We start from the raw sequence: 13,230 nt of genomic DNA, 5'->3' as shown, positions 1-13,230 counted from the left end.
GAAGTCGAACTGCCCTTTTCTTTCATTCATTTAGTATTGACTTTCAATTTCTTTAATCCGTTCATACAATTCTTTATTTACAGGTGTAGGAATGCCGTGTTTTTTCCCTAATTCCAACACTGTTCCTGCAAAAAGATCAACTTCACTTAAACGCTTGGCTTCCACATCTTGAGCCATCGAAGGTTTCCCTTCCGGACTTAATTTGCTTAGAACATGAAGCCAATATGTAATATCGTCTTCCGTTAACATAATCCCTTCTTTTTCAGCAAGTGTTATCACTTCCCGCATCGCTGCAATCATCATCTCTCTTGCCGGACCTTCCCGTTGAATATCACCATAGTTGCTTCCATAAACAGCAACGGTTTGATTTACACCGACATTTAGCATAAATTTACTCCACAATTTTTTATACATGTCCTTTTCAATTTCATACGGAACGTTCTGTTTTTCAAAAAACGCAGCAACCCTTTTCACTTTTTCAGAAATAATGCCAGGCTTTTGATCACCAATGCATAACATTCCCATATTTTCGTATGTAAGTTTATTTCCTACCTTAACAGCATCCATTCCTTGGGCAACACAATATAACAGTTTATCCATGCCATATGTTTCGCCAATGATGGCTTCACTCGAAATCCCATTCAAAGCAGAAATGATAATTGTATTTTCACCAACATGATTTTTTACAGCTTTTATCGCATCCTTTAAACCGCTGTTTTTTACTGTAAATATTAACAAATCGGCGGGCTCACAATTCTCTTCTGGAGCGACGTAATTAAAATTGCACCGCTCATCATTACAATAAACTCCTTCAGTCTCATATTTCTCAATCCGCTTTCTATCAGCAACGATTCTTAAATCTTCTTTTGGCATGCGCTTGGACAAATGATGACCAAATAAAATGCCTAGAGCCCCCAATCCAATCATTGACACTTTTTTTATTTCCATTCTATTTCAAGCCCTTTCTTAATACGAATGTCTAAAAATAATATTACCATAATATGACCGGTCACCTTATTTTTATTACTTTTTCCATTATACTTCACATACCCAATAAGGTATGTAGTATAATGGAAATTAAGAGGTGATATAAATGGGAAAAAAATCTCTATCTGCGCTCTTAATGTTTTTTATTTTCATTGTTATCAGCAGCTGTTCATCTGAACAACAGCTAGTAGCAGTCAATGATGTTCCGTTTAAACATCTATATGTAATGAATGTTAATGGCAAATATGGATTTATTAATGAACAAGGGAAAATAGTGATTGAACCTCAATTTGATTATGCTGAAAATTTTTCTGAAGGATTAGCTGTCGTACAAACAGGAGACAAGTATGGTTATATTAATGAAAAAGGAATATATGAAATTACTCCGCAATTTGCACTAGCAAATTCTTTTCATGAAGGACTCGCTTCTGTCATTCCATCTTTTGAAAAAGGAAAAAAGTATGGGGTAATTGATAAATCAGGAAAATTACTATTTGAAGCATCTTATGATTGTATTAATGCCTATTCAGAAGGTCTTGCTGCCTTTCGCTTAAATGAGAAATATGGCTATTTAGATCAACATGGAAAGATGGTCATACCACCGAAATTTGATACTGCCACTGCCTTTCACGAAGGTTTTGCAGTTGTATCTATCAATGATAAATATGGTTTGATAGATCAAACAGGAAATTTTGTCATTGAACCTATTTATAAAAATATGAGCGGCTATGCAGATGGGCTTGTTGCTGTTTCCAAGGACCACCTTTTCGGCTATATCGACCTTAATGAAAGTATTGTTATTGATTTTCAGTTTGACATGGCCAGCAGATTTTTTCATGGTCTTGCGATCGTAAAAATAAACGATAAGTTTGGAGTTATTAATAAACAAGGAAAATTTGTTTTAGCACCTCAGTTTGAAAATATCGAACCTCAGACTGAAGGAATATTTTTAGTGAAACAAGACGGAAAATACGGATATATTTCCATGAATGGCGACATTATTATTCCACCAACGTTTCAAAAAGCAAGGCCATTCCAAAATGGATTGGCAGCCATTTATAACGACGATACCTCTGGCTATATAAATAAAGAAGGAAACATCATATGGACTAGTGATTAATATGGGATGGGCATTGGCAAGTTTACAGCAGTATTTATAGGAGGAATAGCTGCTTATTAATACTACCTCCACCAAAAATATAAAAAAACAGATGTAATGAAAGTTTGGAATTTTAAAAAATGAGATCGAAGTACATTCAATTGCCATCTTTAACTAAATTCAAAAATAACTTGAATATGCAGGCGATTTATTATATACCTATATATGTATATGTATTTATACAAAAAAAGGAGCTGTTAACGATGCCCCTTTACGATTTGCGCTGCCAAAATTGCCAAAAAGAATACCAAGTCATGATTTCATTTTCAAAGTTGGCTGATGTCAAATGCCCATCCTGTGGCAGTGAAAAGAATGAAAGAATCTATAAAGTGAATGTGAAAGACACTATCGTTTCAGGCGCCTCCCAAAGTAGAAGCCATACCTCTCCATTAAGAGGGTTCACATGAGCAGGTGGCTGTTAATCCGCGAGTTTCGCGGATATTTTTATGCCTTCTATTATTTGTTTAATTTCGCCCCCCACTCGCTCCCGATACTACTCATTCACATAATCTCCCATCGTTACATCTTCGATTAGCCACTTTCCATCATATTGCTTTACTAAAAGTGTAATTGGCCTTTTTGCAGTAATTCCATCATCAGTTAAATTCTCACTAGTAATTTCAATAATAGTACCTTCTACTTGATACTCATCTTCAGAAAGTTTTTCAACTGTTGTGATTTCAATACGGTCAGGCCAAGGACTTGATGTCAATCTTCCAGGTGCATTGAGCGGATCACTAAGCCATTTTTCGATCAATTGCTCGCTGACATAATTTCCGTAGTTTTCTTTCATACTCTCACTTAATACATCTTCAGGTGCCATGAGAGAAACATTTTGCAGCTTGCTGCCAAAATCTTTAACAACTTGTTCTACTTCCTTAGCTATATCTTGATCCCCTGTTTCTGATACTACCTCAGAGTTACTTACTTCCTCGTTCGGCTGCTCCCCTTCTGGCACTTGAGATGCAGTTCCACAACCAGCTGATAAAATACCTATTAACAAAAACAATGCTACCATCCCTATTTTCTTCAAAAAAATCCCCTCCAACTAAATGACTTTTACTATTTAGTCGAAGGGATTCATTTTTTGTTACACTATTTTTTAATTTTTGCATCTTAAAAAATTATAGTTAAATGGCAGCCATTCCTTTTTAACTCAAAACATTCATAAATGAAGGCAAAAACATCTACTTCAAACTGCGGTTCAAAAATGCTTTCGTCCGTTCACACTGCGGATTTTCAAACAACTCTGTTGGATGTCCGGATTCAACGATTTCTCCGTTATCCATGAAAATGACGCGGTTGGCAACTTCTTTTGCAAACCCCATTTCGTGGGTTACAACAATCATTGTCATATGTTCTTGAGCTAAGTCTTTCATTACTTGCAGCACTTCACCAGTTAATTCCGGATCCAATGCTGAAGTTGGCTCGTCAAATAACAAAATATCAGGATTCATCATAAGAGCGCGGGCAATGGCCACCCTTTGTTTTTGACCACCTGAAAGCCTGGACGGGTAAGCATCGGCCCATTTTGTAAGACCAATTTTTTCAAGCAGTTCGGCTCTTCTCTGCTCAATAACTTGAACGTCCTCTCGCTTTAATAACCGAGGAGCCATTTCCAAATTATCCTTCACCGTTAAATGAGGAAAAAGATTAAAATGCTGGAATACCATTCCCATTTTAGCGGTAATCCGTTTAATTTCATGGGGACTTGCATAAACCCCATCTTTCACTAAATAATCGCCATCAACCTTGATGCTCCCACCATCTATTTCCTCAAGATGGATGAGACTGCGGAGCATTGTACTTTTACCCGAACCAGATGGACCAATAACCGCAACAACATCATTTTTATTTACATCAAACGTAATTTGTTTCAGAACTTCTAACTTGCCATAAGATTTCTTAAGGTTTGAAACTTCAATGATAGCCATTTCCTTGCACCTCCTCTATTCAAACTTAAGCCTTTGTTCCAGCCATTTAAAGAAAACTGTTAATACCATTGTCATGAGTAAATAAATGACTCCTGCAAGGAAAAATGGAACAATTGTAAAATCACGGTTGACAGCTGTTTGGGCAAAATGCAGCAATTCTGGTACCGCAACAGCATATAAAAGTGCCGTATCTTTCACTAAAGTTACCGATTCATTTGCAACTGCTGGAAGAGCAATGCGAAACATTTGCGGCAAGATGATCCTCGTTGTTGTCTGCCATTTATTTAACCCCAACACTTGAGCAGCTTCATATTGTCCTTTATCAATAGCAAGAAGACCGCCACGGAAAATTTCTGCAAAATAAGCTGCATAGTTTAAAATAAACCCTAGACATGCTGCAACAAATCGATCAAGAACTAAATACTCACCGACAACTGGAAGCATCGGCAGACCAAAAGCAATTAACAATAATTGCAGCAAAAGCGGCGTACCGCGCATGACATATATGTAACCTTGAGTTAGCCGCGCGATTAACTTAAATCTGCTTTTTGCTAGAAGCGTTAACAAAAACCCTAATGGTATGGAAGCGATAATGGCAATGAAAAACAGAAGAATTGTCATCTTCGCTCCTTCGAGCATCGGCATTGTAATCGAAATCATGTAATCTAAAGACATAAATGAAAACCTCCAACTTAAGGAAACGTTCAATGGATCAAATCGGGGCAATTGATGTTCTTCTTAATATAGAGAAAATCACTGGCTTCGATTATTTTACAAAAATCACAAAAATAGGGCTGTCTCAAATTTGTCAGGCACTACATACGATTATGCAGATGCGTTGGCTTCCTGCATATGGATGCCAGACACTTTCGAGACTGCCCATTTTTGATTCATATTGTGAAAATAAGAGGAAAAAATATATAATTATTAGTCGTTAACAAAAGAACCTAAATATAGTTCTATGATAAAAGTTCTTTTCGCGACGCCTTCACCAATGTATTATTTTAAAATTTTATCTTCACCAAACCATTTTTTAGAAATTTCAGCGGCTGTGCCGTCTGCATTTAACTCATCAAGTGCTTTTTGCAATTTCTCTAATAATTCCTCATTGCCTTTCTTCACACCTACGCCATATTCTTCAGGTGCAAGTGATTCTTCAAGCACTTTAAAAGTTTCTTGCTCTTTTGTCATATAGTAGTTGATCACAATCTCATCGATAACTACCGCATCAATACGGCCATTTTTCAAATCGTTGAGAGCCGTTACATTATCGGCAAATTCTGTAACTGTCTTAATTTTATCTTTAATTGGGTTTGCATTTAAAGCATCTGCTGCAGAAGAAAGAGCTTGAAGACCAACAACTTTTCCTTCCAAGTCAGCAAGTTTTTCAATAGGTGAATCAGCTAGTGTAACAACTACTTGAGCGTTTGCTAAGTATGGTTTCGTAAATAATACTTTTTCTTTACGTTCATCTGTAATAGTATAACCATTCCAAATCAAGTCGATTCTGCCACTGTTAAGCTCTGCTTCTTTCGTTTTCCAATCAATTGGTTGGAACTGCACTTCTACACCCATTTTTTCAGCTGCTGCTCTTGCATAATCAATGTCAAAGCCAACAATTTCATTATTTTCATCACGAAAACCCATTGGTGCAAATTTATCATCAATACCAATCACCAATGTCTCTTTTTCAGATGAAGTGGTTGAAGAATCCGAAGATTGTTCTTGATTTTTAGATTGAGAATTTGAAGAACAACCTGCAACAAGTGCGAGTACAAGCCCGATTGCTAGAATCATAGTCCAAAGCCGTTTCATATTTAATAGACCACCTTTTAAATTTTAATTTTACTTTAGTACGCTAATACATTATAACACTATAACATTAGTGAAACAACAATATATAAAATTTTTACACAATTTTACGTCAAAATTCGACTATAAACAATCGTGATAAACGCCCTTTTTTTATATAGACAAAGAACCCGTTTTGGAAATCAAACATATTTTACGTTAGACTTGTGAACTTTCAGACGAAAAAACATCCATAGTTAATCACAATAAATATAAAGGAGAGGTACCTTTGAGAAGGTTGGTTATTTTTGCTTTGATCGGATTTGCAGCACAATTAGTTGATGGAACATTAGGGATGTCATACGGAGTTACTTCCACTTCTTTATTGCTCATGTTCGGCATTGCTCCTGCAGTTGCATCTGCTTCCGTTCATATGGCTGAAGTTGTAACAACAGCAGCATCAGGCATTTCCCACATCCGCTTCGGGAATGTCGACAAACAAGTTGTTCGTAAATTAATTTTACCTGGTTCTATCGGTGCTTTTCTTGGAGCCTGTTTTTTAGGGAGCATTCCCGGCGAGATCATCAAACCATTTGTATCCACATTTTTATTGCTTCTAGGCATATTTGTAATGTACAGATTTTTATTTCACCGTAACCAGCCTTCGAAAATTGCCAATACAAAAAGGAATCACAAACATTTAATCTCACTTGGTTTTATCGCTGGTTTTTTCGATGCAACAGGCGGCGGGGGATGGGGTCCAATTGCAACACCTGTTTTAATGACAAAAAATGATATGGAACCGAGAAAAGTCATCGGATCCGTTGATACTAGTGAATTTGCAATCGCTCTCTCATCTACAATCGGCTTTCTACTGACAATAGGATGGTCACAAATAAACATTCAATGGGTTATTGCATTTATGATCGGTGGTCTTATTGCGGCACCCATTGCTGCTTGGCTCGTAAAAATAATCCCAACGAATTTGTTAGGGGCCCTTGTTGGCGGCATGATAATCATAACTAATATAAGAACGCTTTTAGGAGCGCTCAATGCCTCTTACATTACGAGCCTCTATACGTACGTTGTTCTTTCCATCCTATGGATCTTTGCTTTAGGAAATGTCATTTGGAAATTAAAGAAAGAAAGCTGTCAAAACGAATCAAGGCGCCTAAATTCATATTGATATTTAGGCGCCTTTTTCTATTTCCTGTTCTTTTTCCTTTATTAGAAACACACCGATTAATCCGGCTAGAGAAAATGCCACCGGTATCCAAAAGCCGTATTGATAACCAACAGCGGTATCCATCGATTGGAAATGATCCAAAACTTTTCCGAAAATAGCCGGCAATAAAACAGCACTTAAAAAGCCTCCTGTATTGGCAAAACCAGAAACAACACCTACTTCTTTCATTGCAAAAGACCCCCGGACGATCGCAAATGTTAAGGCGCTGGCTCCAATACCACAACCGATGAAAAAGTATAAAAGAATGAGCATAAAAAAAGGCGGCTTCCCACTAAAAAATAAAAATGCAAGCCAACAACAAAATACGATCAAATGAACAATTGCATATGGACGTTTAATGGAATGCACCCGGCTGGCCAGCCAGCTTGTAATCGGAGCACCAATAATCGCCCCAATAATACCTATTAAAATAAGTTGGCTCGCTTCCGATCGCGTCAAACTATACACATGCATTCCATATGGAACCGCCCATGATCCTATAAAACCAACATACGTTCCGACAATCCCGAAGTGACAAAAGAAAGTTGCCCATGCTTGGCGATTTGAAAAAACCCTTAATAGAATATTCAACGTTTTTTCCCGATTTTCTATTCTCATCGATGTTTGCCGGACCACATCTTTCATCGTTTTCTTCGGAATTTTTACTAAAACAATATAAAGCAATATACCAATTAGAAAAAGAATAATTCCTGTCGTTAAAAACGGCATCCTCCACCCCATTAAAGCAATCCACGCAGAAAAAGGAACTGTTGCCAGCAAAAAACCGAGGTTCCCGCTCATTCCCGCAAATCCAAGCAATCTAACAAATTCATTCGGCTTAAACCATTGGCTTAAAATAAGAACGACATTAATCCAAATGGTGGCATCGCCAACGCCAACCATCGTTCTTGCCAATAGAAGAATATATTCATTTGGTGCAATACTATATAAAATTGTACCGATTCCGCTCAAGATCGTACCTGTTATTAAAAATATATTTGGTCCAAAACGGTCTGAAAGAATCCCAATTGGAATTTGCAATCCTGCATAAGCAAAAAACTGAGCACTCGTAAGGATTCCTATCAAACTAGCAGATATTTGAAACTCATTCATTAACTGAACAGAAATTAAGCCAGGAGCTGTTCGTTGGCTTACGATTAAAAAATATGCCATCAATACAGTTGAAAATACAACCCATCTATATTTGCTATTTTCTTTAACCAAGTCTCTCTACCCCTAGATTCAACTATTTATCTATTATAATACTTCAGTCTTCTATGAACAAAAAAACAGTACGTTTTTTCTCGACAAATAAAAAATAATTATTATCATTATAAGAATTCTTTATAATAAAATAGATATCATTACATAATTGAAAATACGAATGAAGAAAGGGGCGAATTGGGATGTTCAAAGCATTTTACAACAAACTTTTAGGCGAATATTGGAACCCATATATTGCCGTAGGCCTCGCTGGTATATTGAGTGCTTTTTATTTTGCTGTAACAGGAACAGTTTGGGCAGTTACCGGTGAGTTCACCCGTTTCGGCGGCCATATTTTGCAATTTTTTGGCGTCGACATTTCAAACTGGGCTTATTTTAATCTAGTAAAAATGGACGGAACAACATTTACCCGTACAGATGGATGGATCATTATCGGTATGTTTGCCGGTGCCCTGATTACCGTTTTGCTAGGGAAAAACTTCAAAATCCGCATTCCTCAACAAAAGCGGCGACTCGTTCAAGGGTTTATCGGTGGTATCATTGCCGGATTTGGAGCAAGAATGGCATTAGGCTGCAACTTAGCTGCATTTTTTACCGGAATCCCGCAATTTTCATTTCACTCTTGGATTTTCATGGTTACGACCGGCATTGGAACTTATATCGGCGTTAAAATTATTAACACATCATGGTGGCGCGGAAAACCAAATTTCCAAAAGAAAATGGCAATTGCATCAAATAAAACTGTAGTGCAAAAAGTTAATAAAACAAGCAATCTGCAAGTTTATTTAGGAATAATAGTAGCAGTTCTTTTTGCTGTTATTCTGGCAGTTTATATCGTAAATGGAAAAGCTTTATTGGCAGCTGCCGCTTTATTTGGTCTTGGGTTTGGAATTTTAATTGAAAGAGGACAAATATGTTTTACTTCCGCTTTCCGTGATTTATGGGTGAGCGGCCGTGCGGTCATGACAAAAGCTTTAGCAGTCGGTGTTGCCATTAGTGTCATTCTCACTTTCTATTTCATTCAATCTGGTATGCAAGCGCTCATTAAAGTATCCGCACCAAGTACAGCCATTGGCGGACTGCTTTTTGGTCTTGGCATTGTCCTTGCAGGTGGGTGCGAAACAGGTTGGATGTACCGGGCGATGGAAGGACAAGTGCACTTTTGGATTGTAGGGGTAGGAAATATCCTTGGAGCAACGATACTTGCCTATGCATGGGATCATCTCGGTTTATACAACGCTTTAACAGAAGGCTGGCCTGCCATTAATTTAATCGAAGCGTGGGGGCCGTACCAAGCACTATTTGGCACACTCCTTTTATTAGCGATTTGGTTTTTATTTTCATACTGGTGGGAAAATCATTACCGTTATGGCAAAGGATTAAAAGTGGAAGCAAAGAAATCACTAGCAACAAAACAACAAACAGTTTAACATTAAAACTTTAGTAGGTGAAAGAAATGAAGGAAGAAGAACGTATTGATTATATTCTAGATATTCGCGGCGAACCATGACCATATCCAGTCATGTATGCGCTGGATGCGCTAGAAACGATGAAATCAGGCGAGACACTGCAAGTCATTGCCGACTGTCCGCAATCTTTCAGAAGTGTCCCAGAAGAAGTTGTCAAACATGGATATGAATTAGTCAAAGAACCAGAAAAAGTGGGACCGGATTTATACTTTCTAATCCGGGTAAAATAGCTCTCAAAAAATAGATCGGCAAAACTTTTCGTAAAACCTTAAACAAAACAAGGGAGCAAAATTATAGGTCTCCCTTGTTTTTTATTTCAGCAACCTTCCCAATGTGTCAAGTTGAAAAAGTTCTTCAAGCTTATATAAGAAACTTTAGGAAGCATCCCCATGAATAACCTGTTATCTCAAAAATAAAAACTTGCATTTCGCAAGTTAAATTTTTTCTGTATTTTCTTTATATAAGTTAATAACAATAAATCATTGAAAATCGGGCAATCGAGATGGAAAAAAGTTATCTCTTGTCCAAAGGCGACCATCTCCCACCTTCTCGCAAGATTCACCTTCAAAACATTTAAGGTAGGAGATTGATCACAAACTATGAAAATACCTTTTAGCTTTAATTGGATTCAGTATTTTTTACATTTTCGGATGGTTTATTGAACATTTCATACATTTTCACAAACCGTTCTTCAACTTTAGCAAAAATTGTGCCTGGCGGATATTGGCCTTTTTCATCTCGGATATTCCCTGCTCTAACCCCTGTTAAAATTTCAATACCTTCTGCAATATGGCTGACTGCCCAAATATGAAAGAGACCTTCGGAACAAGCTTGAACTACTTCATCTGCCAACATTAAGTTTTTGACATTTTGTTTCGGTATAATGACACCTTGCTTGCCGGTGAATCCTCTTTCTTTACAAATATGGAAAAATCCTTCGATTTTCTCATTAACCCCGCCAATCGGCTGGATTTCTCCCCATTGATTTACTGAACCTGTAACCGCAATGCCTTGATAAATCGGCACTTCAGCTAACGACGATAATAATACATATAGCTCTGTGCTTGAAGCGCTGTCGCCATCAACCAGCGAATACGTTTGTTCAAACGTTATACTAGCTGATAAAGGAATCGGGCGATTTTTCGCAAATTCACCAGATAAGAAACCTGTTAAAATCATCATTCCTTTATTATGAATTTGTCCGCTTAGCGCTGTTTCCCTTTCAATATTTATAATCCCGCTCTTACCCACATACGTTTGTGCAGTAATTTTTGTTGGAATGCCAAAAACGGAATCCCTCGTTCCGAGTACTGCTAATCCATTGATCTGACCAATCCGGTATCCATCCGTTTCTACCATTATTGTTCCGTTTTGAATCATTTCCCGATATTGCTCAGATACATGATTGGAACGAAGAGCTTTTTCCACGAGCGCTTTTTCAACATGATTATCATCAACGATTGATTCTCCATCTTTTTGCGCCCAATAGCTTGCTTCAACGAGCACTTTCGTAATTTCATGAAAATCTGTTGATAATTTCGTTTGCTCTGCTACTAAGCGGGAACTGTAATCAATTACCCTGGCAATGGCCCTCCGGTGAAATGGCAGCAACCCTTCCTGTTCTACAAAGTTTTTCACAAACCGGACCATTTTCTGACTATTTTCTTCGTCTTTGTCCATTACAGTTACAAATTCTACCTTTACTTTGAAAAGCTTATGGAATTCCTCATCGTAAATTGAAAGCAAATCATATAGATAATAAGGGCCAATTAAAATGACTTTCAAGTTTAGAGGAATTGGCTGCGGTTTTATACCGGTTGTCGGCAATACCCCATGTTCTTCAAAAGCGCTCTCAACTTGAATACACCCGGTTTGCAGCGCCCTTTTAAGCCTAGCCCATGTATTCGGATGCTGCAATAACTCTGTCGCTTGAAGAATTAAATACCCTCCATTCGCCAAATGAAGCGCCCCGGGTTTAATTAAAGTAAAATCAGTAACCCAGCTTCCTAACGAACCATGGTATTCCACTTTTCCAAATAAATTATGGTAATTAGGATTCGGTTCATAAATAACCGGCGCCCCTGTTAAATGCCTGTTATTGACAAATAAATTCACGGTATAGCGATGCAAATATTGTTCTTTTGAACCTAGCAGCGTATTTAAAATATTTTGCTGTTCGTTTTGGTTATTTCCCATAAAAACTGAGTAATGGGTTACAACATCATGAAAATAAGCTTCCAAATAATCGAGCACTTTTGGATGATCTTTGTAAGTTTCCCGAAGCGGTTGGAAAAGTCCTTCAATTGAGTGGGCAACCGTTTCCATAATGAATTTGTTTACGCTTTTCCTTAACTGCTCTTCAATTTTAAAAATTTGATAGAATGTTTCATCAATCTTATTTTCTACAATATTTTCTCTTTCTTTAATGATCTTTTTGTTTGAATCTGATAGACGTTCAAACTCTTTTATATCCATTGGTCTGCCAAACAATAGCGGAAACGTCTCAATGCCCGTTGGTGTTCGTTCAATTTTAATTTGATTTTCCAAGGCAAATGCTTCAGTTTCTTCCCAAAGTGCCTCAATTTTTTCACGGAAACCATCAAGAATTTTCCGCTTCTCTTTTTCAAACACTTCACTCGTAAGAGCCGACCGAATTTGACGCTCTATATCAATTAGTAATATTTCGATTTCCCGTTGAAACTTTTGCCCTTGACCAGCCGGGAAAGGAATAACAACCGGTTTATCGGGGTTTTCAAAATTGTAAACATAACACCAATCATCAGGAATTGGCCTTTGTTTCGCCATTTTTGTTACACTATCTTGCGTATATGTCATACGTCCTGTACCAGCAGGACCGACTACAAAAACATTATAACCAGATTGTTCAACAGCCAAGCCAAACTCCATCGCTTTTTCAGCACGTTTTTGACCAATCATTTCATTTGGCATTTTTTCAAGATCTGCCGTTGTTTCAAATTGAAATTTATTTGGATCAAATTTCGATTGCAACTTTGATACTGGAACTCTGTGAAGCGCTAACACAGCCTCATAATCTTCTCGGTTCATACAATTCTCCTTTCTTTACGTTGTCCAGCATTTGGATCTTGTTGTAAACGACAGCTAGATCAACCTTAGATTTGAGAGGTATTCGCTTTTCATTAAGCTGACCCTAAAAATTACCGAGCCTTTTCTTCCAAATCTTTTAGCTTAAATTGGCGACTTCCATCTCCCATTTCGCTCTCACCTAGACTTCTAATCTTTGAAGTGGGAAACTTCTTTCGACAATCTATGAACGTATACTCTATTAATTCCTCATTAAGACAAATATTCCTGTCAATTTTCGCGAAAATTCGCAATTCAATTACAAATTTCTTTTTTCCATGGAAACTTTAGTTATCCGATTCATACAACATCCCTTCCACCGTTTCACATTTTCAACAT

Annotated in this window: 13 protein-coding genes; 6 read left to right on the top strand and 7 right to left on the bottom strand. The window is 37.4% G+C overall.

The genetic code is table 11. The features are described from left to right. Positions 1 to 30 precede the first annotated feature (30 nt). On the bottom strand, positions 31 to 948 hold the full coding sequence (locus HR057_RS12215) for a ketopantoate reductase family protein (RefSeq protein WP_173731724.1): 918 nt from the start codon (positions 946 to 948) through the stop codon (positions 31 to 33). A 145-nt stretch (positions 949 to 1,093) separates the two neighbouring features. Here HR057_RS12215 and HR057_RS12210 point away from each other — a divergent pair, with 145 nt between their 5' ends. Both HR057_RS12210 and HR057_RS17390 read left to right on the top strand, forming a co-directional pair. Beyond that, positions 1,094 to 2,107 carry a WG repeat-containing protein gene (locus HR057_RS12210; protein ID WP_173731723.1) on the top strand — a complete coding sequence of 338 codons (1,014 nt, stop codon included), beginning with the start codon at positions 1,094 to 1,096 and terminating at the stop codon, positions 2,105 to 2,107. Between the two features lie 119 nt (positions 2,108 to 2,226). Beyond that, a complete protein-coding gene (locus HR057_RS17390) occupies positions 2,227 to 2,553 on the top strand; it encodes an FmdB family zinc ribbon protein (RefSeq protein WP_173731722.1) in 327 nt (108 codons plus the stop codon). 86 nt (positions 2,554 to 2,639) lie between these two features. On the opposite strand, the gene HR057_RS12200 is transcribed toward HR057_RS17390, so the two are convergent. From HR057_RS12200 to HR057_RS12190, 3 genes are all read right to left on the bottom strand, one after another. Beyond that, positions 2,640 to 3,179: a hypothetical protein gene (locus HR057_RS12200; RefSeq protein WP_173731721.1), complete on the bottom strand. Its 540-nt coding sequence runs from the start codon at positions 3,177 to 3,179 to the stop codon at positions 2,640 to 2,642. A gap of 154 nt (positions 3,180 to 3,333) precedes the next feature. Further along, entirely contained in the window at positions 3,334 to 4,080 is a 747-nt protein-coding gene (locus HR057_RS12195) for an amino acid ABC transporter ATP-binding protein (RefSeq protein ID WP_196237937.1), read from the bottom strand. A 15-nt stretch (positions 4,081 to 4,095) separates the two neighbouring features. Then, positions 4,096 to 4,755: an amino acid ABC transporter permease gene (locus HR057_RS12190; protein ID WP_173731720.1), complete on the bottom strand. Its 660-nt coding sequence runs from the start codon at positions 4,753 to 4,755 to the stop codon at positions 4,096 to 4,098. A 32-nt stretch (positions 4,756 to 4,787) separates the two neighbouring features. Between HR057_RS12190 and HR057_RS12185 the strand changes: the two genes are divergently transcribed. Next, the gene (locus HR057_RS12185; RefSeq protein WP_173731719.1) at positions 4,788 to 5,018 is read left to right on the top strand and encodes a hypothetical protein; all 231 of its coding nucleotides are present in this window, start codon (positions 4,788 to 4,790) and stop codon (positions 5,016 to 5,018) included. A gap of 61 nt (positions 5,019 to 5,079) precedes the next feature. On the opposite strand, the gene HR057_RS12180 is transcribed toward HR057_RS12185, so the two are convergent. Next, on the bottom strand, positions 5,080 to 5,895 hold the full coding sequence (locus HR057_RS12180) for an amino acid ABC transporter substrate-binding protein (protein ID WP_173731718.1): 816 nt from the start codon (positions 5,893 to 5,895) through the stop codon (positions 5,080 to 5,082). Positions 5,896 to 6,160: 265 nt separating this feature from the next. Here HR057_RS12180 and HR057_RS12175 point away from each other — a divergent pair, with 265 nt between their 5' ends. After that, positions 6,161 to 7,057: a sulfite exporter TauE/SafE family protein gene (locus HR057_RS12175; RefSeq protein WP_173731717.1), complete on the top strand. Its 897-nt coding sequence runs from the start codon at positions 6,161 to 6,163 to the stop codon at positions 7,055 to 7,057. Between the two features lie 3 nt (positions 7,058 to 7,060). Here the strand turns inward: HR057_RS12175 and HR057_RS12170 are convergent, their stop codons facing one another. Beyond that, entirely contained in the window at positions 7,061 to 8,320 is a 1,260-nt protein-coding gene (locus HR057_RS12170) for an MFS transporter (protein WP_173731716.1), read from the bottom strand. 182 nt (positions 8,321 to 8,502) lie between these two features. Here HR057_RS12170 and yedE point away from each other — a divergent pair, with 182 nt between their 5' ends. Then, complete coding sequence (gene yedE, locus HR057_RS12165) at positions 8,503 to 9,750, top strand: selenium metabolism membrane protein YedE/FdhT (RefSeq protein ID WP_173731715.1); 1,248 nt, start codon at positions 8,503 to 8,505, stop codon at positions 9,748 to 9,750. 92 nt (positions 9,751 to 9,842) lie between these two features. Then, positions 9,843 to 10,019, top strand: coding sequence for a sulfurtransferase TusA family protein (locus tag HR057_RS12160; RefSeq protein ID WP_173731714.1), 177 nt, complete (start codon positions 9,843 to 9,845; stop codon positions 10,017 to 10,019). A 388-nt stretch (positions 10,020 to 10,407) separates the two neighbouring features. On the opposite strand, the gene HR057_RS12155 is transcribed toward HR057_RS12160, so the two are convergent. After that, the gene (locus HR057_RS12155) at positions 10,408 to 12,855 is read right to left on the bottom strand and encodes a Lon protease family protein (RefSeq protein ID WP_173731713.1); all 2,448 of its coding nucleotides are present in this window, start codon (positions 12,853 to 12,855) and stop codon (positions 10,408 to 10,410) included. Between the last annotated feature and the right edge of the window lie 375 nt (positions 12,856 to 13,230).

The sequence above is a fragment of the Calidifontibacillus erzurumensis genome (assembly GCF_013303125.1).
GTDB lineage: Bacteria > Bacillota > Bacilli > Bacillales > Bacillaceae_J > Calidifontibacillus > Calidifontibacillus erzurumensis.
Note: the sequence above shows the minus strand (reverse complement) of the source record. Positions and strands in the feature narration are given on the sequence as shown.

What these genes read in the sequence shown, in the direction of transcription:
- HR057_RS12215 (WP_173731724.1), bottom strand. Translation starts at nt 948, where the DNA reads ATGGAAATAAAAAAAGTGTCAATGATTGGATTGGGGGCTCTAGGCATT.
- HR057_RS12210 (WP_173731723.1), top strand. Translation starts at nt 1,094, where the DNA reads ATGGGAAAAAAATCTCTATCTGCGCTCTTAATGTTTTTTATTTTCATT.
- HR057_RS17390 (WP_173731722.1), top strand. Translation starts at nt 2,227, where the DNA reads ATGAGATCGAAGTACATTCAATTGCCATCTTTAACTAAATTCAAAAAT.
- HR057_RS12195 (WP_196237937.1), bottom strand. Translation starts at nt 4,080, where the DNA reads ATGGCTATCATTGAAGTTTCAAACCTTAAGAAATCTTATGGCAAGTTA.
- HR057_RS12190 (WP_173731720.1), bottom strand. Translation starts at nt 4,755, where the DNA reads ATGTCTTTAGATTACATGATTTCGATTACAATGCCGATGCTCGAAGGA.
- HR057_RS12185 (WP_173731719.1), top strand. Translation starts at nt 4,788, where the DNA reads ATGGATCAAATCGGGGCAATTGATGTTCTTCTTAATATAGAGAAAATC.
- HR057_RS12180 (WP_173731718.1), bottom strand. Translation starts at nt 5,895, where the DNA reads ATGAAACGGCTTTGGACTATGATTCTAGCAATCGGGCTTGTACTCGCA.
- yedE (WP_173731715.1), top strand. Translation starts at nt 8,503, where the DNA reads ATGTTCAAAGCATTTTACAACAAACTTTTAGGCGAATATTGGAACCCA.
- HR057_RS12160 (WP_173731714.1), top strand. Translation starts at nt 9,843, where the DNA reads ATGTATGCGCTGGATGCGCTAGAAACGATGAAATCAGGCGAGACACTG.
- HR057_RS12155 (WP_173731713.1), bottom strand. Translation starts at nt 12,855, where the DNA reads ATGAACCGAGAAGATTATGAGGCTGTGTTAGCGCTTCACAGAGTTCCA.